Annotated in this window: 17 protein-coding genes; 6 read left to right on the top strand and 11 right to left on the bottom strand. The window is 41.6% G+C overall.

Annotated elements, in window-relative coordinates; genetic code table 11:
- Positions 1-3: 3 nt before the first annotated feature.
- From OFN73_RS06885 to OFN73_RS06870, 4 genes are all read right to left on the bottom strand, one after another.
- Positions 4-501, bottom strand: coding sequence for a flavodoxin (locus OFN73_RS06885; RefSeq protein ID WP_270862803.1), 498 nt, complete (start codon positions 499-501; stop codon positions 4-6).
- Positions 502-747: 246 nt separating this feature from the next.
- Positions 748-1,071, bottom strand: coding sequence for a DUF2325 domain-containing protein (locus OFN73_RS06880; RefSeq protein WP_270859923.1), 324 nt, complete (start codon positions 1,069-1,071; stop codon positions 748-750).
- 168 nt (positions 1,072-1,239) lie between these two features.
- On the bottom strand, positions 1,240-4,791 hold the full coding sequence (gene nifJ / locus OFN73_RS06875; protein WP_270862802.1) for a pyruvate:ferredoxin (flavodoxin) oxidoreductase: 3,552 nt from the start codon (positions 4,789-4,791) through the stop codon (positions 1,240-1,242).
- A 138-nt stretch (positions 4,792-4,929) separates the two neighbouring features.
- Positions 4,930-5,343 (bottom strand): hypothetical protein, encoded by a 414-nt coding sequence (locus tag OFN73_RS06870; RefSeq protein ID WP_270862801.1) that lies wholly within the window; start codon positions 5,341-5,343, stop codon positions 4,930-4,932.
- 97 nt (positions 5,344-5,440) lie between these two features.
- Here OFN73_RS06870 and dut point away from each other — a divergent pair, with 97 nt between their 5' ends.
- From dut to OFN73_RS06855, 3 genes are read left to right on the top strand one after another with little or no spacing between them, the layout of a single operon-like run.
- The gene (dut, locus tag OFN73_RS06865; RefSeq protein ID WP_270859920.1) at positions 5,441-6,133 is read left to right on the top strand and encodes a dUTPase; all 693 of its coding nucleotides are present in this window, start codon (positions 5,441-5,443) and stop codon (positions 6,131-6,133) included.
- Positions 6,134-6,142: 9 nt separating this feature from the next.
- A complete protein-coding gene (locus OFN73_RS06860) occupies positions 6,143-6,892 on the top strand; it encodes an EI24 domain-containing protein (protein ID WP_270862800.1) in 750 nt (249 codons plus the stop codon).
- A 55-nt stretch (positions 6,893-6,947) separates the two neighbouring features.
- Entirely contained in the window at positions 6,948-7,163 is a 216-nt protein-coding gene (locus tag OFN73_RS06855; protein ID WP_270862799.1) for a hypothetical protein, read from the top strand.
- Between the two features lie 35 nt (positions 7,164-7,198).
- On the opposite strand, the gene OFN73_RS06850 is transcribed toward OFN73_RS06855, so the two are convergent.
- Positions 7,199-7,606, bottom strand: a complete 408-nt coding sequence (locus tag OFN73_RS06850; protein ID WP_270862798.1) for an acyl-CoA thioesterase — start codon at positions 7,604-7,606, stop codon at positions 7,199-7,201.
- A 122-nt stretch (positions 7,607-7,728) separates the two neighbouring features.
- Here OFN73_RS06850 and ciaB point away from each other — a divergent pair, with 122 nt between their 5' ends.
- On the top strand, positions 7,729-9,549 hold the full coding sequence (gene ciaB, locus OFN73_RS06845; RefSeq protein ID WP_270862797.1) for an invasion protein CiaB: 1,821 nt from the start codon (positions 7,729-7,731) through the stop codon (positions 9,547-9,549).
- Positions 9,550-10,081: 532 nt separating this feature from the next.
- On the opposite strand, the gene OFN73_RS06840 is transcribed toward ciaB, so the two are convergent.
- Both OFN73_RS06840 and OFN73_RS06835 read right to left on the bottom strand, forming a co-directional pair.
- On the bottom strand, positions 10,082-13,303 hold the full coding sequence (locus OFN73_RS06840; protein ID WP_270862796.1) for a hypothetical protein: 3,222 nt from the start codon (positions 13,301-13,303) through the stop codon (positions 10,082-10,084).
- A 222-nt stretch (positions 13,304-13,525) separates the two neighbouring features.
- Positions 13,526-14,053 carry a hypothetical protein gene (locus OFN73_RS06835; protein ID WP_270862795.1) on the bottom strand — a complete coding sequence of 176 codons (528 nt, stop codon included), beginning with the start codon at positions 14,051-14,053 and terminating at the stop codon, positions 13,526-13,528.
- Between the two features lie 100 nt (positions 14,054-14,153).
- Between OFN73_RS06835 and OFN73_RS06830 the strand changes: the two genes are divergently transcribed.
- Positions 14,154-17,597: an acyl-[ACP]--phospholipid O-acyltransferase gene (locus OFN73_RS06830; RefSeq protein ID WP_270862794.1), complete on the top strand. Its 3,444-nt coding sequence runs from the start codon at positions 14,154-14,156 to the stop codon at positions 17,595-17,597.
- Between the two features lie 64 nt (positions 17,598-17,661).
- Here OFN73_RS06830 and luxS read toward each other — a convergent pair whose 3' ends face one another.
- The 4 genes from luxS to mqnF are packed head-to-tail and all read right to left on the bottom strand — an operon-like array spanning position 17,662 to position 20,422.
- Positions 17,662-18,165, bottom strand: coding sequence for an S-ribosylhomocysteine lyase (gene luxS, locus OFN73_RS06825; protein ID WP_270862793.1), 504 nt, complete (start codon positions 18,163-18,165; stop codon positions 17,662-17,664).
- Between the two features lie 10 nt (positions 18,166-18,175).
- Entirely contained in the window at positions 18,176-18,331 is a 156-nt protein-coding gene (locus tag OFN73_RS06820; protein WP_270859783.1) for a hypothetical protein, read from the bottom strand.
- A gap of 16 nt (positions 18,332-18,347) precedes the next feature.
- A complete protein-coding gene (gene sppA, locus OFN73_RS06815) occupies positions 18,348-19,220 on the bottom strand; it encodes a signal peptide peptidase SppA (protein WP_270862792.1) in 873 nt (290 codons plus the stop codon).
- On the bottom strand, positions 19,208-20,422 hold the full coding sequence (mqnF, locus tag OFN73_RS06810; RefSeq protein ID WP_270862791.1) for an aminofutalosine deaminase family hydrolase: 1,215 nt from the start codon (positions 20,420-20,422) through the stop codon (positions 19,208-19,210). The genes sppA and mqnF overlap by 13 nt, the downstream gene beginning before the upstream one ends.
- A gap of 121 nt (positions 20,423-20,543) precedes the next feature.
- Between mqnF and aroQ the strand changes: the two genes are divergently transcribed.
- On the top strand, positions 20,544-21,011 hold the full coding sequence (gene aroQ, locus OFN73_RS06805; protein ID WP_270859780.1) for a type II 3-dehydroquinate dehydratase: 468 nt from the start codon (positions 20,544-20,546) through the stop codon (positions 21,009-21,011).
- Positions 21,012-21,017: the final 6 nt, after the last annotated feature.

The following is a 21,017-nucleotide window of genomic DNA, read 5'->3' as shown; positions in this document are numbered from 1 at the left end:
AAATTATTGAAGCTCTTGGGTGATTTGGGCCAACCAAGCTTTTATGCGACCTTCTGTTAGGGCGCTTTGGTTGTCGTTATCGAGGGCAAGGCCTACGAATTTGCCGTCTTTTATGGCTTTGCTTGCGCTAAATTCATAACCCTCGGTCGGCACCGCGCCTATGATTTTTGCGCCGGCGGTTTTAAATCTGGCATACAATTCCGCCATTGCGTTGCAGTATGCGCCAGAATAGCTCGAACTATCGCCCATGCCAAAAATCGCTACCGTTTTGCCAGCTATATTAATCGCGAGCGAATCAAAATCAAAGCTCGCCCAATCGTCTTGGAGTTCGCCATCGTTCCAAGTAGAGCTTCCTACGATGAGCGCGGTGTAGTTTGCGAGGTCCGCTGGCGTGATATCTGCTACATTTTTGATTTCATTTACAATGCCTAAATTTTCGCTTATGAGTTTTGCGGCTGCTTCTGTGTTTCCCATCGAGCTACCGTAGATAATGCCTATCATTTAAAATCCTTTATAAGCTAAATTTCGAGGGTCTATATTACTAATTTTGCTATGAATTTATACTTAAATTTGATGATTAATTCGCATACAAATCATGCAAAAATGTGAAATTTGGATTTCATATAAAGTGCGATGAAATCGCGGTTTGGTTAAATTTAGCAAATTTTAAAAGGGCTAAATTTGGGAATTTGTAAAAAGCTAAATTTCACCCAAAATTTCAGCGAGAAATTTGGGCGAAATTTTAGATTAATCGTTTTTGTCTTTGTCGCAACAAAAGCTGTTTTTTAGCCCGAAAATCTTGCAATACTCGCAAAATACACAGCTCACGCTTCGTTTTGCGCACACAAGCGGGATATTGCGCTTTTTGACTTCGCTTTTGATTTTTTTCATCGTGTTGTGGTTTAAAAAGCTAGTTAGCATTACCACGCAGTCGGTGTTTTGTGGGATTGGTTTGCGATTGACGCGGTTTTCGTTGCGTGCGTCCCAATGCTCGATATGCGTCGCGCCAAGATTGTGCAAAACAGCCTTTATCGGAGTGATTTCATCCGCGCCTATTACTAAAACACTCATTTTATCCCCTTTTGTTTTGATATTGGTTATTATAACATAAAAAATTTAAAACTTTCTGATAATGAATATAAAAATCTCAGAATTTTATAAATTTAAAAAGGCTAAATTTAGGGAATTTCGAAAGAATAAAGAAAAAAGGTTGCGGTAAATTTACCGCAACCTGCGAGATTAAATCTCGTCTGAATAATCAGAATTTGCTAAGCGTTTTAGCTGTCTGTATCGTTTTTGAGAGTCTTGTTTGTTTTTAGCATAAAGCTCGTCAGCGTGCTCTGGGTTGTTTTTCCTTAGAGCGTTGTAGCGAACTTCGTTCATCAAAAAGCTCTCGTATAGATCCCAATCAGGCTCTTTTGAGCTGATTTTTAGTGGGTTTTGACCAGCGTCTGCTAAGCGTGGATCGAAGGTATAAGTTGGCCAGTAACCGCATTTTGTCGCAAGCTCAGCTTGTGCGCCAGAGTGGTTTAAACCGCCTTTGATACCATGAGCGATACAAGGGCAGTAGCAGATGATGAGTGATGGGCCATCATAAGCCTCTGCTTCCAAAATCGCTTTTATTGTAGCAGCTTGGCTAGCGTTTGAGTTGATTTGAGCTACGAAAATATTTCCGTAAGTCATAGCGATTTGTCCCAAATCTTTCTTTTGAACTGGTTTTCCGCCAGCTGTGAATTGAGCGATAGAACCGCGGCGGCTAGCTTTTGAGCTTTGGCCACCTGTGTTTGAATAAACCTCAGTGTTTAGAACCAAAACATTTACATTTTCGCCACTAGCTAAAACATGATCAAGTCCGCCGTATCCGATATCATAACCCCAGCCGTCGCCACCGATAATCCATTGTGATTTTTTGCTTAGGTAAGATTTTCTCTCTAAAATTTCGCTAACGCCCTTAACGCCTTTGTTTTGCTCTAAGATTGGGATTAGTTTGTCTGCAACTTCGCGAGATTTTACAGTGTCGTTGCGATTTTCGATCCAGTCATTATATAGAGCTTTTAGCGCGTTTGGAGCTTCTTCCATTGTATTTAGCATAACATCTTCGATTTTATGGCGAATTGTCTCTGTTGCTACCTTCATACCAAGGCCGAATTCTGCGTTGTCCTCGAATAGTGAGTTTGCCCATGCGACACCGCGTCCGTTTGCGTCTTTGCGGTATGGAGTCGAAGGAGCAGAACCGCCATAAATCGAGCTACATCCTGTCGCATTTGCTACAATCATGTGATCGCCAAATAATCTTGTGATAAGTGTGATATATGGGGTCTCGCCGCAACCTGGGCATGCGCCGTGGAATTCGAAATATGGTCTAGCAAAGCCGACATTTTTGACATTGTTTTTCGGTGCCAAATCATCTTTGTAGCGAACATTTTCAAATAAATAATCAGCGCTTGTTTGCTCGCCTTTATCCATTTCTTCGCCAAGCGGAACCATAACCAAAGATTTCTCTTTGCTTGGGCAGTTTTCAGCACAAAGCGCACAACCGGTGCAATCTAGCGGGCTTACTTGAATTTTATATTTCATACCTGCAAAATCTTTACCTTTTGCGTCAAGTAGGTGCTCTTTTGTGTATTGTGGAGCGTTTGCTACATCGTTTTCATCTAGCAAGAACGGTCTGATTACAGCGTGTGGGCAAACAAACGCGCATTGGTTACATTGGATACAATTTGCCTCGATCCATTTTGGCACAAGCACGCCTACACCGCGTTTTTCGTATTTTGTAGTGCCTGCTTCAAATGAGCCGTCTTCGTGTCCGATAAATGCTGATACTGGCAAATCATTACCGCGCGCCGCATTTACAGGTTTTACGATTTTTTCGACGAATTCTGTGCCTTTGTATCCTACGCTATCAGATTTTACTTCGTCTTTCAAATTTGCCCATGCAGGATCGACTGGGACTTGGACTAAGCCGTCAGCGCCCTTATCAATCGCATCGTAGTTCATTTGCACGATTGCGTCGCCTTTTTTAGCGTATGATTTGTATGCAAATTCCTTCATATATTTTTGAGCTTCTTCAAACGGAATAATTTTTGCTAGTTTGAAAAATGCTGATTGCATAATGGTATTTGTGCGGTTGCCTAGTCCGATTTCGTGGGCTAGTTTAGTAGCGTTTAAAATGTAGAATTTAACATTTTTTTGCGCTAGGATTCTTTTTACTTTGTTTGGTATTTTTTTGATAGTTTCCTCTGCGTCCCAGATTGAATTTAAAAGGAAAGTTCCGCCGTTTTTAATACCGTCGATTACATCGTAAATTTCAAGATACGCTGCTACTGAACAGGCTACAAAATTTGGATTTGAAACTAGGTAAGTTGAGCGAATTGGTTTTTTGCTAAATCTTAAATGGCTTCTTGTATAACCGCCTGATTTTTTGCTGTCATAAGCAAAATAAGCTTGTGCATAAAAATCAGTGTGATCGCCGATAATTTTGATTGAGTTTTTGTTCGCACCGACTGTGCCGTCTGCGCCAAGTCCGTAGAAAAGACACTCGATCTCATCTGCTTCGCCAAGAGAAATTTTCTCGCCGACTTTTAGTGATAGGAAGGTGACATCGTCTTCGATACCCACAGTGAAGCCATTTTTTGGTTGGTCTGATTTTAGGTTGTCAAATACAGCGATCATTTGAGCTGGATCGACATCTTTTGAGCTTAGGCCATAGCGTCCGCCGATGATTAGTGGAGCTTTTTCTTTGCCATAAAATGCTGATTTGATATCTAGGTATAGTGGCTCGCCGATACTTCCTGGCTCTTTTGTTCTATCTAAAACACAAATTCTCTCTACTGATTCTGGTAGGACAGCAAATAGGTGTTTTACGCTAAATGGTCTGTAAAGATGAACTTTGATAACGCCAACTTTTTCGCCTTTTGAATTTAGATAATCAACTACCTCTTCAAGAGTTTGATTAACTGAACCCATTGCGACTACAACGCTTGTAGCGTCTTTTGCGCCATAGTAAGTGAAAGGTTTATACTCTCTGCCTGTGATTTTTGAAATTTTTTCCATATAATCAGCTACGATATCTGGCAAAGCGTCGTAGAATTTGTTTGTTAGCTCTCTTGTTTGGAAGTAAATGTCATCGTTTTGAGCTGTTCCGCGAGTTTTTGGGTGCTCTGGGTTTAGTGCATTATCACGGAAAGCCTTAACTGCGTCATAATCGAGCAATTTGTCAAATTCAGCGTAATCCATAACCTCGACTTTTTGAATTTCGTGGCTTGTGCGGAAGCCGTCGAAGAAGTGTAGGAAAGGAACGCGACCTTTAATCGCTGCTAGGTGAGCGATACCGCCTAGATCCATTACTTCTTGCACGCTGTCGCTTGCTAGCATAGCAAAGCCTGTTTGGCGACATGCATAGACATCTTGGTGATCACCAAAGATAGAAAGAGCTTGCGCTGCAAGGGCTCTGGCTGCTACATGGATAACGCCTGGTAGCATTTGACCAGCGATTTTATACATATTTGGAATTTTAAGTAGTAAGCCTTGTGAAGCTGTGTAAGTTGTAGTAAGCGCACCAGCTTGTAGTGAGCCATGCACTGTTCCAGCGGCACCTGCCTCGCTTTGCATTTCTACGACTTTAACTGGCATACCAAAAAGGTTTTTCATGCCTTTTGCAGCCCACATATCTGTATAATCAGCCATTGGTGAGCTAGGTGTGATAGGGTAAATTCCTGCAACCTCGGTAAAAGCGTAAGAAACATAAGCCGCGGCTTCGTTTCCGTCCATAGTTTTCATAACTTTTCCCATATTTTCTCCTTACTGTTCGGGATTGTGTAAAACCTGAGAATTCTAGCTAAAAGTTGCTTAATTTGTTGTAAGTAATTAAAATAAAAATAGAATTTTACGGATACAAATTCAACTGAATTTAAGTAAAAGGAGTAAAATTTACTCCTCTTTTTTGCGCTCCCAAACGCGCTTTTTACCGAAGGTTACGACATTATCGGTTAGCTTCATCCAATCAAGCCTAATGGCAAAAAGCTCAGGGTTCATCGCCTTGGCAACGGCAAATCTTTTGAAGTAAATTTTAGCTTCGTTTTCATCTGCGCTACGAATTTTACCCTTAAACTGAATTCCTTTAATCCTAGAAATGATTTTGGTATCCAAAGCAATCGTGCCAGAGACGAAACGATTGGTAAAAAGTGCCTTGATATGCGTAGAATCTTCATGCCCTGAGAAAATCAAGGTTTTGTTATCTTTATCGTAAGCGTAAAATGCGTTTGAGCAATACGGCAGATTTTCGACTAGCACGGCGATTGACATAAGCTTCATTTTGCTTAAAAATAGGTCAAATTTATCCATAAATCCCCCTGTAAAATTTAAAATTTCAAAAATTTGGGTAATTATACCTACATTTTCTTTTATGCGCTATAATTTCGCGCTAAATTTAGGAGAAGTTATGGAAAATTATAAAAAAATAAAAGAGATGTTTTTAATGCAACAACGCCTAAACGACGAAACTAACGGCGTGGGCTGGGAGGACGGATACACCAAAAACGGCAAATTAATCAACTGGAAGCGTTGCATTTATATGGAGTGCGCTGAGCTGATCGACAGCTTTGCATGGAAACACTGGAAAAACATCGCCGCAGCCCCTGATATAGATAATATCGTCATTGAAATCGTGGATATTTGGCACTTTGTGATGAGCTATGTTTTGGAACAAAACAAAAATTTAAAAAGCATTGATGAGATTGCTAGCGAAGTAATCAGCGTAAGCGCGTTTAGAGAATTTAGCGCGCACCGCGCGAATATCGAGGATTACTCGATTTATGAAATCGTAAATGATATCGAGCTTTTGATTCATGAGACGAGTGGATTTAATTTTAGCGTGGGTTCGCTTTTGCAGGATTATTTCAGAGTGGCGATCAAGTGCGGGGTAAATTTGGAGGTGCTTTTCGCCAAATATATCGGCAAAAATGTGCTAAATAAATTCCGCCAAGACAACGGCTACAAAGAGGGCAGCTACCGCAAAATTTGGAACGGCAAAGAGGATAATGTCGTTTTGGTAGAAATTTTAAATAGTGGCGTTTTGGAAGTGGGCGAAATTTACGCAAATTTAGAAAAAGCCTATAAAAACAGCGAAATTTAAAGAAATTTAATGGGTAAAATTTTTCGCCTTTCAATCAAAGATTTTTTTACAAAAAAATTCATCACCCTTTCGCTTTTGCCGTTTTTTTGCGCACTTTTGGCGCTTGGGTATTTTATGTATTTTGGCGGAAGCGAGATTTTTGCTCTGCTCGAAGAGGGGGCAAAAAGCGGTGATTTTAGCTTTTTGGACGAGGCGAGATTTCCGCTGATTGCAAAACTTTTAGCGTTTGGCGCCACAAAATGGATAATCGGCGTGATTTTTTATACCTTTGGGACATTTTTGGTGCTTATGCTAAGCGTGTTTTGCGCGCTTTTTATCGCTGGATTTCTCACGCCGATTGTCACAAAAGAGATAAATTTAAGACACTATCATTTAGAGCGCGCCGATGAGCCAAATTTGGGGCGAGTGCTAACCCTAATGGCGATTGAAATTTTAAAATTTATTGGAATTTTACTGCTTTGCTTGCTACTTTTAGCAGTTCCCTTAATAAATCTTTTTGTGATAAATATACCATTTTTTTATATTTATTATAAACTCATTTTAATCGATGTCGCTTCAAATACACTAGATAAAAAAAGCTTTGAGAAATGCTATAAAAAGGGCGGTGGGTATAAATTTATGCTTAGCGTGTTTTTGTTTTATTTAGCGTGTTTGATTCCGCTTGTGGGTCTGTTTTTCCAGCTGTTTTTTATCATATACTTATCGCATATAATATTTTTATCGCAACTAAAATTTAAAAAAATTAATGCAAATCAATGAAATTTATGCCGAATTTGTATAAAATAGCGGTTTAGTTTATTTCAAAGGATTTCTCATGAAAACTGGCAATGTCTATATCTGCAATATCTGCTCACTCAAAAGTAGCGATGACGAAAACGCTGTATTCATCAAAGCCCACAAAAACGGCGAAACCGTGCATATTTGCACCGCTTGTATGCCAAATGTAATACATGGCTCTGGTATGATTGTAAAAAGCAATGCTGAGCTAGAATCTGAATTTTTCGAAGAGTTTAAAAAACACACAAAATAAAAATTTGGCAAATTTTAAAATTTGCCAAATTTAGCCTAAAATCCCTTTAATTTTTTTAGCTCTGGATCGATTACGAGTTTGTTGCCCTCGCTATCGACGGCTACATAGGTTACTTCTGCGCTTGTTACATGCTGGCAAATGCGAGAGCGCGACTCTTTGCAATACCTCTCGGCTGTGACATTTACCAAAACCGTAATCGAAGTGTTGCCGATTTTGGTCACGGTTGCGTGGCAAGTGACTAAATCTCCCACGAAAACAGGCTGTTTGAAAATCACCTCTTTCATCGATATCGTGACCACTCGCTCAGGCGCGAACTCCCTTGCTGCGACCGTTCCGGCCAAATCAATCTGCGATAAAATCCACCCGCCAAAGATATTTCCGGCTGGGTTAGTGTCTGTTGGCATAGCGATGATTTTTATAACTGCTTCGCCCATGTGTTCCATATTTTCTCCTTATTTGTAAATTTAGGCTTGGCATTGTAGCAAAGCCAGATTAAATAAAAAGTTACTAAAACTCTCTTAAAAAAAATTTTGCTAAAATTAGCCAAAATTTTAAAGGGAAAAATATGAATAATTTCGATCGATTAAATGAATTGGTGAGCGAAACGAAGGCAAATTTAAACGCACTTTATGCAAACTCAGATAACGAAATCATAAAACAAGGTCTGCAAATTTGCGAATTTAGCGACACGCAAAGCGCGAAAATCGCGATTTTAAGGCGCATTGTGGATTTAAAAGAAGAAGCGATGATGCAAGAATTTCGCAAGCTAGGCTATGACGCAAACAAACAAAGCTTGCTACGCGAAAAAATGTATGATTATGTCAGGCAAATACACTCTGACATGCACGCCGCGCTTATCGCAAAAATCGAAGAGGAAAAAATTTTAAACCCATTTTATTTAGAACTTATCAAAAGCGTGCATAAAATCGGGCTTGTAATCAATCAAATGCAAAAAAGCTGGCAAAAACTCATTATCGACACAAATAACAAACGCTTAGAGATGAATTTCGCCAGTATCGCGGACGCCAAAGAGTATCTTTTTGAAAACGAGCTTTTACAGCGCACGCCACACGATGAAATTTGCGATCGTTGCTATGGCGCGATTATCCAAGATAGCGAGGGCAAATTTGTCATGGCACCCTATGCCGTGGCGTTTGAAGAGGATAGCAAGGAGCTAATCGGCACATTTAATAAAGCGATTTTAGAACTCGAAGATCTAGCTAGCAACGCCGAGGAGCGGGCATATATCTACTACCTAGCCAAGCTTCGCACAGCCTTTGCCGAGCGCAACAATGTCTTTGTAATCGGCGCGTGGCGGGACGCTGAAATGGCGTGGATGGAGACCAAATCCCCGATACAAATCGGTCACCCGCTTGAATACTACGAGGATAACTACACACACGCAGTCGCGCTAGAATGGGACATCAGACTATCTCAGCCAACTAGGTTTGACGCGGATAAATTTAAGGCCGAAATAAGTGCTAGTTTTGATAAAATTTACAAACAAATCGGCGCAAATAGCCCTGTAATGCGCTCACTCGTGCTTTCAAATATTGATAAAACCCAGCTTTATATCTCCACGCCGATGATTTATTACGGCGCAGATTTAAACGGGCTATTTTCGGCGCAGGTCGTGCCAAATGACGAATTCGTCAGCACAAACTGCGGAAAGAAAATTTTCGCATTTGTAAATTTTGTCTATGAAAGCGCCAAAGCTAAGCCTTTTATGAAAATTTCATCGCAAATTTTCGATTTGGATTATCTAAATTTTGGGCGTGAAATTTTATTCAAACAGCCTGAAATTTGGCGTATGGTTTATGAAATCTCCACAATCGGCCACGAGTTTGGTCATATATTTTTCATCGACGAGGACACGGAGTCGCTGATGAATAAATCAGGCGCTTTCAAGCTCGTCGAAGAATACAAGGCCACCACAGGCGGATTAATCAACTTCTTTTTCAACGAAAAATCAGAAATGCGCCTGCCGGTCCTTGACGAGCTAATCCGCCGCAGCGTGGGGCTCATCGCGTGGCAAAGGGTAAATGATGTGAGGCCGTATTATTGCGAGGGGCTAATTCATCTGACGCTACTATTCCGCGCTGGCGTGCTGAAATTTGACAGCGCGAAGCTCGCGGTCGATTTCAGCGAGGCGGGGTATGAGAGATTTAAGGAAATTTGCCTGAAAAATTACGAAATTTTAGCGAGCACTTATTACAAAAAGCTCGATGCTTACGACTTTTTGGACGGATTTGTCGAAAATACTAGCGGCGTGTATCTGCCAAAAGACGCGGTGTGTAGGGAGTTTGTGGAGTATTACTACGCGCTTTATGAAAAAATCGGCAACGAAATCGACGAGAGTGGCGAACGCGAAAAATGGGCAAATTAGGGTCAAATTTAGCCTTTTTGGGGTTTTAAACACTGCGCCTGAGATTTTGAATTCGAAATTTTGCTTGCCATTGTTATTGCGAGCGAGCTTTGCTCGCGTGGTAATCTAGCAACGCCGTTAGGCGTTCAGTAAAATAAAACCAGCAAAATTTAGAAAAACGCAGTTTTTCTAAATTTTGCCACTTCTAAGGTTTTACAGGGGTGGGGGTTGGTAAGGGGGAGGGGAGCGTCTCCTAAAAAGCGCACCCTCCCCCTTACGGAGAATTTCATGGCGCAGGTTAAATTCAATAATAATTCAATGCTAAATTTAGGTTGAATTTTGCTTTAAATTTTTCTGGATTGCTTCGGCGTTATCACGCCTCGCAATGACAAATTAAACAAATTTCGACTATTCCAACCCATAAAAAAACCCGAGATTGCTCTCGGGTTTGGGTAAAATTCAGAGTTAAATTCAAGGGTTAAATTTAGCGTTTGAAATTTTAAATTTTTAGGGGTTGTGGCAGGTTTCCCTGCCACGAAGCAATCAAATCTAACTAAAACGCAATGCTAAGTGCCATTTGTGCGCTTACGCCTTCTTGTTTGCCAGCGTATCCTTTTACGCCAGCGTCGAATTTAAGCGTTTCGGTTTTGTATTGATAGCCAATCTCGCCAATTCCTGTTAGGCCTTTTAGATCTGGGCTTAGCATCTCGCCTGTGCTACCATTTGGCACGATAAATCGTCCGCCTGCTTCTGAGCTAAACTCATATTCGCCGGCAAGACCAACGAAGAATTTATTATGCTCATCTATTTTGAAGTTATCTTGCAAGCCGGCTCTAATCTTGTGTGATTGTAGGGCGTCGAAATGAGTATCCACGCCATCTATTTTGATATCGGCTGCGTCGATATGAGTGTAGAAATATCTAGCGTAAAAATCCAAGTCATTGCTATCGCTTAGCGGGACGATTTTGCCGCCGCCTACATGCACGGCGTAGTATGTAGAGTCTATGTCCCAATCATAGTATTTGCTAACGCCGTTGAAATTTAGAGTGCCGTCGAAATTCGTAGTTAGCTGACCTACTCTAAATGAGCCCTCATAGTATGAGCCACTCGCATTTTCTTGTTTGCCAAATGCGCCCACACCAGCGTAGTATGCGTCTCCACTGCCCTTGGTGCCGTCATCTAGGTAAGCATCATAATCTACATTGCCGTATTCGATGAAAATACCCATTGTAAATTCGCCCTTGCTATTTGGTGCTTTGCCTGCAAGACCAGCGTTTGCGTTAAAGCCCAAACTATCTACATGAGAGCCTGTGTTGTAGCGTTTGTCGTAACCCTCAAAGATAACATAAGGGAAAAGCTCGGTGTATCCATCAGGCGTAATGCGCTCTAAGTGGTTTGAGATGAGATACGAACCCTCCCAAACAGCCGCCATACCAGCAATCCTTGCTTCGTTGAAAATTTTGGTTTGGTCATTGGCGATAACAGTCTTCGCAGACGCTAGATCCACACTATCTTTCAAGTCGTATTTCACGGTTGCGCCAATTTGAATATTTGTGCTTAGCGGTTTATTGCCAGCGATATTACTTCCGTTGGCTGTTTTTAGTAAATGAACTCTACCGCCATTGTTTTGCAAATTGCTCAAATTATCGACAAACACATTGATATTTGATTTAGTTAGATCTGTGCCTGCTCCGCCAGTTAGCGTAATGGCGGTTTGTCCCGGACTTGGGTTGCTAGGCAAATAAAAGTTAATGGTTTCAAAATTTTTGATATCTTTTACCTTAATCTGATCCATTTTTATTGGATTATCTTTATCTTTGCCTACATTTAGGGTGTTTTCGCCTGTTCCGCCGTCAAATGTAACTGTGCCTAAATCCAAATTTCCATTTGGTATAATCGAAATCGTATTTCCGTCCTTTCTTTGACCAAATTTAGTGAAAAAATCATCTCCACCGATTGTATCTTTTATCCCTTCTGTTATATCGTGATTACCTGCGATATATAGAGATTTTTTATCAGTGCTTACAAACATACCGCGAATATTTCTTGTAAAAGTAGAAGCATTGTCGATAATATAATCTTGATTTGTTTGATACGCATCGATTACTATACCTTCTGAGTTATCCCAGTCGTGTTTTACGGTTGTGCCACTAGCGCCTATATTTGTATTGTAGTTCGCCATTTTAGTATAGTCGGCTAGTTCGCTTGTGGTGCTATCGATTAGATAAAATTTTGTCTCTTTTTTTGTCAAATCTAAATCGCCTGGTTCCCCCCAAGAATAATCCCGTCCTGTATTATATGTAAAACCATTTGTAGTCTCTGTTTTCTCATTGTTTTTATCTATCGTATTTACAACTTTTATTGTTGTTGTATTTTGGGCGGTATATTTATCGTAAGTAACCCCACTTAACGCTTGCGTTGCGCCATTACCACGCTCATCGCTTATCGTGTTGCCGCTACTTAAAAATTTTACGCTAACGCCGTCTAAGCTACTAGAATTTGTTCCTGTTAGAGTAAGCACGGCTTTGCTTTTATCACCTTCTTGTAAAACATTAAAATTTAAACTATCAAAGCCAGTTATTTCTCCTGCTTTTCGTGTGCCCCAAGTGCTAGTGTCATTGCCTAGGATTAGTGTATTTTCTGTTTTTTCTTTGTTTCCACCTACGACAGCTCCTGCGACATTTCCGTTTAGGAAATACACGGCGTTGCCTGTCGTGGTTCCCAAAGATGTATCAAATATATATCCGCCATATACATTTTCTGTAACTTTTCCATTGCCTGATAAATCTAAAATGACTAAATTTTTATTTGCGCCTTTTGATATATTAGTTACTCTATTGTCTGCCTTCACGCCTGCTGCACCACCATAGATATTTGCAATTTTACTCTCGCCCACTGCGACAGCTATATTGCCATCTGCACCACCTGATTTTGGTCTCCAAGTCGCGCCACCGTAAATATTGGTTTGTACGATATTATCATCTACATCTTTATTAAAATCGCTTATATATGCGCGGTTGTTATTTGCTTCGCCTTGCCTTGCAGCGCCACCGAAAAGTTTTCTGGTAGTGCTGTTTTCATTACTATCATAATAAGCATGAGAATCTTCAAAAATTATTTGATTATATTGCACATTGGCTTGTTGTTCTCCTTCATCTGTCTGCGAAAAAGCACCAGTTATTTCAAAGTTGTTACCTTGCCCATAAATAGTGCTGCCTTTGACATGTAGAGTGTTATAATCCGCGAACGAAGCTATTCCGTATGTGATAGCACCACGAAGATTACCACTATTAATAGTTACGGTGCTTTTATTAACTACGGTTGTATTGTAATTAGTGGTAGTATTTTTTCCTGTCGTTCCTTCTTTGCCTGCTCTACCAGCCCAAGCACTACCTGTATATGTCGCATTATCAAAAAAAACAGAATTGTTATTTGCCTTTACATCGTTGATTGTTGTGCCAAGACGAGCTGCTTCTATACCTTTGGTAACATCGATATTGCCAGTAATTTTAATTTTATTATTTAATACATTTTTACTATTGGAATAACCACCAAAAACAGCATTTTTAAATGGTATACTTCCAGTCCCAGCAGTGTTACTAATGGTAATATTCGAATTTTCTGTCTCGCCATCGCCTAAATGGCGACCACTTTCTGTTTCTATTTTGTTCGCTCCTGTAATATAAGAAGCTGCGTTTAAGGCGCTCACACCACCTACGGCAAACAAAATTGTAGCTAAGACGATACTTCCTCTGCTTTTGTTTAATGTTTTCATCTCAAACTCCTTTGAAATTTTATAAATAGCTGAAATTATAACTAAAATTACAGAAAAAAGCGGTAAAATTTAAAGAATTTATGGGAATTTTTGCATTTTTTTAAAAATTTGACAAATTAGGCGTTTTTGGGCGCGGATTAAGCGCAAAATTCTCGCAATGACAAATTAAACAAATCGCTCGCTATTGCCATTGCAAGGAAGCGAAGCACTGACAAAACAAAATCAAATTTTCTGATTTAAATCCACGCTTTCGATTGCTAAATTTCGAAATTTAGCCAAATTTTCCACTTCGCGCGCAGTATCTTCGGTGCAAGGCAAAACTATATGAAATCCACGCTCAAAGCCCAAAAAATAGTTTTCGCCACTCCTAGCTATGCGGTTTAAATCGCTAGTAGCGAACTTCTCGCTAGCACTGGCTTCGCCGTTTGAAAAGCTAATCTCACTCTCGCTCCACAAAAAATTCATCACCACGCTCGAAGGCTCGATATTTTCGGCGTTTGCGATATGTTTGCGAAGCATTTTGCGATAAAATTTAGGGAAAAACACCAGCCACAGCGCGCCCATGATTAGCGAAGCGACGCTTGCAATCGGGGCTGTTTTGAAAAGTCCGTCGATGATGATACCAAAAATCAAAAACTCAAAAGCGATCGCATAGGTGCTGACGATTTTTTGTTTTTTTGCTTTTTTGCTGTGAAGTAGCATAAATTTGTTAAGTGCGACGACATCGCGCTCGGTGATAGTTACTTGCATAATTTTCCTTGATAAAATTTGGCGCATTTTATCAAATTCGGCTTAAATTTTCTATGTTAAATTTAAAAGGCTAAAATTCGCGCAAATTTAAGGAAAAATTATGAAAAATTTACTCAAAATCAGCGGATTTTTGCCCTTTATGATAATAATGTTTATCAACGCTAGCGTAGATCTCGCGCACAAAATCACTATCCAAAATGTCCTAGTCAAGAGCTTTTCGGGCGACACGCTCATTGCCCTGACCGCGCTTGTAAATATGCTAATCTTGCTTCCATATATTTTTTTATTTAGCACTTCTGGCTTTTTAAACGACAAATTCTCGCGCACGAAAATCACTCGCGCTTGCGCCCTGCTTGGCGTGGCTTTGTGCGCGCTAATCACGCTTGGATACATTTGCGGGTGGTTTTATTTCGCATTTTTTATGACGATTCTTTTAGCTGCGCAAAGCGCGATATACTCGCCCGCGAAATATGGATTAATCAAAAAAATCGTCGGAGCGAAAAATTTAGGTGCGGCAAACGGCGCAGTGCAGGCTCTAACCATAATCGCGATTTTGCTCTCTTCTCTTGTGTTTTCTGTGATTTTCGAAAGCTTCGCAAAGCAAGGCGCAGGTGCTGGCGAGCTTTTGCGCTCGGTGTGGTTTATAGGGCTTTTGCTAGTGGCTGGCTCTATGGTGGAGGCGTATTTTGCCTATAAAATTCCATATTTTGACGCTGCCGAACCTGAGGCAAAATTTGAATTTGCCAAATTCGCAAAATTTGAGTATCTAAGGCAGAATTTAAAATTCGTAACCTCGGATAAAAATATCTTGCTCTGCACGCTTGGACTTTCGATGTTTTGGGCTGTTTCACAGCTAGTAATCGCGACATTTCCGGCGCATTTCAAGGCTATTAGCGGAAATGATAATGTGATGATTATCCAAGTCATTTTAGCACTAAGCGCAATCGGAATCGCGCTGGGAGCGGTGTTTGCGGGAAGCTACTGCAAAAAACATATCGAGCTAGGAATCGTGCCATTTGGCGCGTTTGGGCTAGGACTTGCGCTGATGATTTTGGCAAACGCAAATTCGGCTTTTACGCTATCTTTGGCGTCGCTATTTTTCGGATTTAGCGGCGGAATTTTCATCGTGCCACTTAATGCGAATATTCAGTTTTTTACCCGCGATGAGCGCATGGGGCGCGTGCTAGCGGGGTCAAATTTTATCCAAAATATCTTTATGGTGCTGTTTTTGATAATCGCGATAATTCTAGTAAATTTTGCTGTGTATAGTGGCGAAATCTTTGTAATGTGCGCGCTGTGCGTGCTAATTTGCGGAATTTTTAGCGCGCGATACCTGCCGCACCTTTTCATGCGAATTTTGCTTTTGCCGTTTTTGAAATTTGGATATAAAGTCCGCGTCGATGGGCTAGAAAATATCCCGCAAAGTGGCGGAGTTTTGCTACTTGGAAATCACATTAGCTGGATTGATTGGGCAGTCGTGCAGCTTGCCTGCCCGCGTGCTGTGCGCTTTGTAATGCATAGAAGCTATTATGAGCTGTGGTATTTGAAGTGGTTTTTGAAAATTTTTGGCGTAATTCCAATCGGCGCAGGGGTCAGCAAAAGTGCGCTTGGCGCGATAAAAGAAGCCCTAAACGCTGGCGAAGTGGTGGGGCTTTTCCCAGAAGGGCACATTAGCTACAACGGCAGAATTGATGAGTTTCAAGCTGGATTTGAGCACGCCGCAAAGGGCGCAAATGCCGTGATAGTGCCGTTTTATATCCGTGGGCTTTGGGGTTCGACATTTTCAAGGGCTAGCGAACATTATAAAAAAACAATCTCCAAGCTTGGCACGCACGCTTTGAGGGTGAGTTTTGGCACGGCTTTGGATATAAATGCTAAGGCGCACGAGGTCAAAAAGGCTGTGCGAGAACTATCGTTTTTTAGCTGGGAAAAATACCTTAGCTCGCTCGATCCACTCGCGTATAACTGGCTAAATCAGGCAAAAATTTCGCCATTTAAGGTGGTTTCGGTCGATAGCACAGGGGTGAAATTTACAAATTTAGCGATGATGAGCGCGCTAATAATGTTTCAAAAGCGCCTAGCACCGCGCATAGGAAATGAAAAAAACATAGGCATAATCCTGCCTAGCTCCGTGATTGCAAGTGCGATAAATTTGACGATTTTAGCCATGGGAAAAATCAGCGTAAATCTCAACTACACTCTAAGCGAAGAAAATCTCGTGTATTGCGCCACAAAGGCGAATCTGCGCACCATAATCAGCTCGAAAAAATTTGTCGAAAAGCTAAAATCGCGCGGATTTGAGCTAGAAAGTAGCCTTGGTGAGAGATTAGTGTATTTGGAGGATATCGGCGCAGATATCACGCGCAAAGAGCGCATAAGCACGGCGATAAAGGCTCTTTTGATGCCGAAATTTTTATTCGAGGTTTTGTATATCGCGCCACACGCAATCGACGATGAGGCTACAATTTTATTTAGCAGTGGAAGCGAGGGACGCCCAAAAGGCGTGGTGCTCACGCACAAAAACATAATGGCAAATGTGCGCCAAATCTCCGAACTCGTAAATGCCACGGGCGAAGACGCACTTTTGGCGTCTTTGCCGATTTTTCACTGCTTTGGGCTAACCGTTACGACGCTATTTCCGCTAAATGACGGACTTTTGAGCATACATGTCCCAGACCCGACAGACGCGTTTTGTGTGGGCAAAATGAGCGCGAAATACGGCGCGTCGATTATGTTTGGAACCTCGACATTTTTTAGACTTTATGCCAAAAACAAACGCCTAAATCCGCTAATGCTTCGAAATTTGCGCCTTGCAATCGCAGGTGCCGAAAAACTGAGCGAGAGCGTGAAAAAGGACTTTAAGGTCAAATTCGGCGTGGATATCTACGAGGGATACGGCACCACTGAGACTGCACCTGTGGTGAGCGTAAATACGCCAAATATTTTAGAGCCTGATTTTTTCAAGGAACTTGCCTTCAACCGCGAAAAAAGCGTGGGTTTGCCACTAGCTGGCACGATAATAAAAATCGTCGATCCCGCAAATTTCGCCGAGCTTGGAAACGGCGAAGCAGGGCTAATCCTAATCGGCGGAGCGCAGGTGATGAAATGCTACTACGACGAGCCAGAGCGCACAGAGCGCGCAATCTTGGAGATCGATGGCGTGAGGTATTATAACAGCGGCGATATCGGATACTGCGACGATGACGGGTTTTTGTTTATCACAGACCGCCTTTCGCGCTTCGCAAAAATCGGTGGCGAGATGATAAGTCTGGGCGCAGTAGAGGGGGCGATAGGCGAAATTTTAGGCTCTACGGTTAGCTTTTCGTGCGTAAATTTGGCTGATGAGAAAAAGGGCGAGAAAATCGCGCTACTATATAGCGCCGAATTTGGCGAAGATGAAATTTCGCAGATGATAAAGGGCGCAAATTTAGCTCCGATAATGCAGCCAAGCGTGGTAAAAAAAGTGGGCGAAATACCGATTTTAGGCAGCGGCAAGGTGGATTTTAAAGCTGTGAAAAAAATGGCAGAGGATATGGGGATTTAAAATTTTACTGGGCAAATCCTCGCAATGACAGATTAAGCAAATTTACTGCCATTGCGAGTGAAATTTACTTCACCAAAGATAAATCAAGTTTGATTTCGTCGTTTTTGATGACGCAAATGCCCTTGTTTAGCACATTTTGTGCGATTTGCTTGGCGCCTTGCAAAGAGTGCATTTCGCAGGTGCCACACTGAAATTTATTCAGTTCTGGTATGTCGCTTTGGCATTTTACCGCTAGCACATCGCGCATAGAGCTCTTCCATGCGTGAATTATCTCTTCTTCGCGCGGTTCGCCAATTAAACTCATATAAAATCCAGTCCTGCACCCCATTGGCGAAATGTCGATGATTTCGACATCGGCGCTGTTTAAATGCGCTCTCATAAAGCCCGCAAAAAGGTGTTCGAGCGTGTGTGTGGCGCGCTCACTCATAATCTCTAAATTTGGCCTGCAAAATCGCAAATCAAAAACGCAAATCCTATCGCCACCCTTTGTGGTCATTTTTTTGGCGAGTCGCACGCCAGGGGCTTTCATCTTGGTATGATCTACTAAAAAACTATCAAGCAGTGGCATTTTTTCTCCTTTAAAGTCGTTTGATTTCTTTTTTTTCAAATAAAATTTCGCTAGGGCTTTTCTCGTCAGAGAAAAAGACATTATAAACAAACATCGAAAACACCGCGGTCGTGACGATAGCCATAAAAATCAAAACCGCGAAAATTATCTTGCGAATTATTAGCATGAGCGCGCCTGAGCCCTTAAAACGCCATTAAACGCGCGCGTGCTAGATTATAAATCATCGCGGAGCCCTGTGTGGCGAGTTTATTTAGCATTTTTTCATACGGGCTTGGTTCTAGCCAGATTGGATTTGATACGCCACTTAGTTTTTCGCACGCTGTTTTGGCGTTTTGCAGTGAGCCGACCTCGTCGATTAGGCCTAGTTTTTTGGCCTGCGCGCTTAAAAACACCCTAGCGTTCGCCCATGTATCGCGCTCGTCGAATTTAAGCTTTCTTGCGCTTGCTACTTCGCGTGCAAACAGCTCGTAGCTTTGATTTACCAAATTTTGCAGGCTTTGCTTCTCAGCCTCGCTCCACGGCCTCATCATGGTTCCAGCTTCTTTAAATTCCCCAGCCTTAACAACCTGCTCGCTAATGCCGATTTTTTCGGTTAAATTCGAAACATCAAGCCCTTGCATAATCACGCCGATTGAGCCGATAAACGAGCCCGGGTTTGCGTAAATTTTACTAGCCCATACGCCACTAAGATAGCTTCCACTCGCCATTGTGCCCTTGGCGTATGCTACGACTGGCTTTTTGGCGTTTAGGGATTTTATCGCTTGCGAGATTTCTACGCTTGGGCTTAGAGCTCCGCCTGGGCTATCGATGATGAGCAAAACGCCCTTGATTGCGCCGTTGTTTTCGATTTCTTTGATTTTTTCTAAAATTTGGCTATCGTCCATAATCGCGCCGGTCAAATTTATCGTGGCTAAATTTGCATTTGGGCTTTGCGTGCTCTTATCCCCGCTAAAAATCAAAAACACAATGAGCAAAAATATCATTGATTTAAAATATTTATTTATAAAGCCAAGCACCGCTAAAATGGGCGTAAAAAGGTTTTTTAGAAATTGCATTTTTTGCCTTTGATATATAGTGATTTCGCGTTTTTGCTCTGTAAAATCAGCTGTAATGCTAGCTGGCTCTCATCGCACTCAAATCCCTCAAATACGGCGATATCTGCGATTTTGCCACTGCTTAGTTCGCCTAAATTTAGATCCAGCGATTTTGCCGCGCGGTTTGTCGCACCTAGCAAAAGTTCGCGCGCAAGCTTGCTAAGCTCCAATTCGTCATGCACAAATAGATTTGCCCTAAGCTCGTCTAAGAAATTTAGGCTGATATTCGAGCTTAGCCCGTCTGTGCCGATAGAAAATAAATAGCCGTTTTTGATAACGCTAGTTAGCTTTAATCTATCCCTGCCTAAAAGGCGGTTTGAGACCGCGCAGTGCGTGATAGAGTGGAGTTTTTTATCAAAAAGTTTGAGATCTGCAAAGACGCAGTGCGTAAAGAGCGTGCGCACGCCCTTAAAATACTCGATATAGCTTTTTGGCGAATAAAATGGTTTTGGGTTTGGCAAAAACGCCCCAAGCCACTCTTTAAACGCGCCCTTGCCGTGTTTGAGCCAGTCGCGCTCGTGGTTGCTCTCCATGAAATGCGAACTCATCAAAAGTTCGTTATCGCGGGCAAAATCAGTGGCAAATTTCGTGATTTCTGGGTGTGTGGAGTATGGCGCATGCACGGAGACTGCCGGGATAAACAGATCGCTTACAAGCTCAGCGGACCTTGTGAAGCGCTCGCTAAATTTATCTATATTTGCGTCGATTGTGTTTTTATCTGCGCCTAAAATTTCGTTGAAAAACACGAAGCGCGCAGGCGATTTGGCGCAAATTTGAGCCTCTGTGCCAAAGCTAGAAATTTCGCCGATTGTAGCCACGCCTGATTTCATCATGGTTAAAATTTCTTTTTCGATTATCGTTTCTAAGGCCTGTTTGGAGAGCTCTTCTCTGGCATTTACGATCGAGGCGACCCATTTTACGAAATCGCCGTAGATTAGGTGCGTGCGGTTCGCGCTAAATTCTAAATGTGTGTGAGTGTTGATAAACGCTGGCATGGCGATATCGCTTCCGCAATCGATAAATTCAGCCTCGGGGTATTTTTCCCTAGCTTCATTTGGTTTTAAAATTTCTTCTATTTTTTCGTCGAAAACTACGGCTTTATCGCGGTGAATTTTAAATTTCTCATCGCAGGTTAAAATCCACTTCGCCTTTAAAATTTTCATAATTAATCCTTGTGATTTGTGATGAAATATTTTACAATAAATTAGTAAAAATTTAAGATAGTCAAAAATAAGCAATATTTGGCTATAATGAGCGATTAAATTTTTTTAAAAAGGACAAAAAATGAAAATTATGGTAATCCAAGGACCAAATATCAACCTTCTAGGACTACGCGAGCCAGGGATTTACGGCCGTATGAAAATGGAAGATATCCACAGACAAATGCAAGTCGTAGCAGAGCAAAGTGGCGTAGAAATCGAGTTTTTCCAAAGCAATTTCGAAGGCGAGCTAGTCGATAAAATCCAAGAGTGCTACGGCACATGCGATGGAATCATCATCAACCCAGCCGCTTACACTCACTCATCAATCGCTATGAGAGACGCGCTTATGGCTGTGGCGTTGCCTACTATCGAGGTGCATATCTCAAACATCAACCGCAGAGAAGAATTCCGCGAAAAATCAATGATAGCCCCTGTTACAGCTGGTCAAATCATCGGCTTTGGCCCTGTGGGATACCATTTGGCGATGATTGGTATGCTTCAAATTTTCGAGCAAATCAAGGCTGCAAAAGAGGCGAAAAAAGAGGCGTAATCAAAC

It is taken from the genome of Campylobacter sp. JMF_14 EL1, assembly GCF_027737585.1.
Taxonomy (GTDB): Bacteria; Campylobacterota; Campylobacteria; order Campylobacterales; family Campylobacteraceae; genus Campylobacter_B.
Note: the sequence above shows the minus strand (reverse complement) of the source record. Positions and strands in the feature narration are given on the sequence as shown.

Bases quoted from the DNA above. Each gene is read 5' to 3' on its own strand.
- OFN73_RS06885 (WP_270862803.1), bottom strand. From the start codon at position 501: ATGATAGGCATTATCTACGGTAGCTCGATGGGAAACACAGAAGCAGCC.
- OFN73_RS06880 (WP_270859923.1), bottom strand. From the start codon at position 1,071: ATGAGTGTTTTAGTAATAGGCGCGGATGAAATCACTCCGATAAAGGCT.
- nifJ (WP_270862802.1), bottom strand. From the start codon at position 4,791: ATGGGAAAAGTTATGAAAACTATGGACGGAAACGAAGCCGCGGCTTAT.
- OFN73_RS06870 (WP_270862801.1), bottom strand. From the start codon at position 5,343: ATGGATAAATTTGACCTATTTTTAAGCAAAATGAAGCTTATGTCAATC.
- dut (WP_270859920.1), top strand. From the start codon at position 5,441: ATGGAAAATTATAAAAAAATAAAAGAGATGTTTTTAATGCAACAACGC.
- OFN73_RS06860 (WP_270862800.1), top strand. From the start codon at position 6,143: ATGGGTAAAATTTTTCGCCTTTCAATCAAAGATTTTTTTACAAAAAAA.
- OFN73_RS06855 (WP_270862799.1), top strand. From the start codon at position 6,948: ATGAAAACTGGCAATGTCTATATCTGCAATATCTGCTCACTCAAAAGT.
- OFN73_RS06850 (WP_270862798.1), bottom strand. From the start codon at position 7,606: ATGGAACACATGGGCGAAGCAGTTATAAAAATCATCGCTATGCCAACA.
- ciaB (WP_270862797.1), top strand. From the start codon at position 7,729: ATGAATAATTTCGATCGATTAAATGAATTGGTGAGCGAAACGAAGGCA.
- OFN73_RS06840 (WP_270862796.1), bottom strand. From the start codon at position 13,303: ATGAAAACATTAAACAAAAGCAGAGGAAGTATCGTCTTAGCTACAATT.
- OFN73_RS06835 (WP_270862795.1), bottom strand. From the start codon at position 14,053: ATGCAAGTAACTATCACCGAGCGCGATGTCGTCGCACTTAACAAATTT.
- OFN73_RS06830 (WP_270862794.1), top strand. From the start codon at position 14,154: ATGAAAAATTTACTCAAAATCAGCGGATTTTTGCCCTTTATGATAATA.
- luxS (WP_270862793.1), bottom strand. From the start codon at position 18,165: ATGCCACTGCTTGATAGTTTTTTAGTAGATCATACCAAGATGAAAGCC.
- OFN73_RS06820 (WP_270859783.1), bottom strand. From the start codon at position 18,331: ATGCTAATAATTCGCAAGATAATTTTCGCGGTTTTGATTTTTATGGCT.
- sppA (WP_270862792.1), bottom strand. From the start codon at position 19,220: ATGCAATTTCTAAAAAACCTTTTTACGCCCATTTTAGCGGTGCTTGGC.
- mqnF (WP_270862791.1), bottom strand. From the start codon at position 20,422: ATGAAAATTTTAAAGGCGAAGTGGATTTTAACCTGCGATGAGAAATTT.
- aroQ (WP_270859780.1), top strand. From the start codon at position 20,544: ATGAAAATTATGGTAATCCAAGGACCAAATATCAACCTTCTAGGACTA.